General features: G+C 68.2%; 1 protein-coding gene. It reads right to left on the bottom strand.

Annotated elements, in window-relative coordinates; genetic code table 11:
- Positions 1-7: 7 nt before the first annotated feature.
- A complete protein-coding gene (locus tag ADL15_RS14445) occupies positions 8-1,216 on the bottom strand; it encodes an ISAs1 family transposase (RefSeq protein WP_232344092.1) in 1,209 nt (402 codons plus the stop codon).
- Between the last annotated feature and the right edge of the window lie 147 nt (positions 1,217-1,363).

The following is a 1,363-nucleotide window of genomic DNA, read 5'->3' as shown; positions in this document are numbered from 1 at the left end:
CCCAGGGTCATTGCGTAGTCGGATAGCTGCTGGTCACGGCGGTGATCAGGGTGTTTGATTGATGGCTGGCTTGGCGGGTGGCGCGGGCGATGTTGGTCGCGCCGGTGGCTCGGTGCCATCCGATTGCGGTGTTACGCAGTGTGGCGATGACGGCGGGTCCGGTGCCGGTCCGGGCTTGGTGCAGGTCTTCACGGAATGTCACGTCGCGGACGTGGTGAAGGCGGTTTTCGATGTGCCAGTGCCGGCGGATCCAGGTCTGCAGGTCGCGGGGCAGGGCTTGGCCGGCGGGTAGTGACACGGTCAGGTAAGCGGTCTCGCGACTGGTCCTGCCAGCGACGATGCGGGTGCGGGTGATCCGGATGGCCTGCTGGGCGTGCGGGAAACCGATGCCGCCGGGTGTGGCGACGGTGACGGCTTTGAGGGTGCGGGTCTCCCGGCGGCCGTGACCGCGGTCGCGGGTCCGGTCACCGACCGGGATCTGCGCCCAGGGCAGCCGTTTGAGCTGCTTGAACAGGGTCGGCTGGTTGCCTTTGACCTGCACGAGCAGGTGCGCCCGGCGGGCGGTGACCTCGGTGGCGTGCCCGGTCTGGGTATGCAGGGCGTCGGCGACGAACAGCACCCCGGCAAGCGAGCCGAGGACCTTCTCGACGGCGTCGAGCAGCGGCACGAACGACGTGATCTCGTTCGACTTCGTGTCGACGGTGACCTGGGCGATCACGATCCCGGTGGTGGTGTCCAGGGCGGACAGCAGGTGCACCTGGCGGCCGCCGTCCAGGCGGGCGCCGCGCAGGGTTTTGCCGTCCACCGCGATCACCCGGCGGTACCGGCGCGGCGGTTTCGGTGGGCGGGTCCGGGTGTGTAACCAGCCGGCGAGAACGGTGGTCAGCAGGCTCGGATCGAGGCGGGTCAGTAGCCGCCACATCGTCGTGGCCACCGGCACCGTGTCGCCGAAGCCGAGCCGGGACCGGCCGTGTTCATCCAGGTCATGAACCCAGTCGGTGATCGCGGCGAACGAGGACGCACCGCCCATGACGGCGCACACGGCGACCGCCAGGACCGCGGACAGCGGGTATCGGATCCCACGCGGGTCACGCGGGTCGGGAACCTTCGCCAACGCGTCCAGCAGTCCGTTTTGTTCACCGTCGGTGACCGGGGCGGGTGCGCCGCGGGGGTGGGGTGTGGTGACGGTCAGTGCGGTGATGAGAGATGATGCCATCGGCGGGTGAAGTCCTCGGGGTTTTGTAGCGTAGAGAACTTCATCATCACCGACGTGATCTCACCCGCCACCTTCGCCTCCACAGAGGCCACTCAAGCCACGAAACCCCAGTTCAGAGCCTTACCGTCGGACTACGCAATGGCCCTG

It is taken from the genome of Actinoplanes awajinensis subsp. mycoplanecinus, assembly GCF_001509495.1.
In the GTDB taxonomy this organism is placed as follows: Bacteria; Actinomycetota; Actinomycetes; order Mycobacteriales; family Micromonosporaceae; genus Actinoplanes; species Actinoplanes palleronii.
The sequence above is the reverse complement of the archived record's forward strand: the minus strand, read 5'-3'. Positions and strand labels throughout refer to the sequence as shown.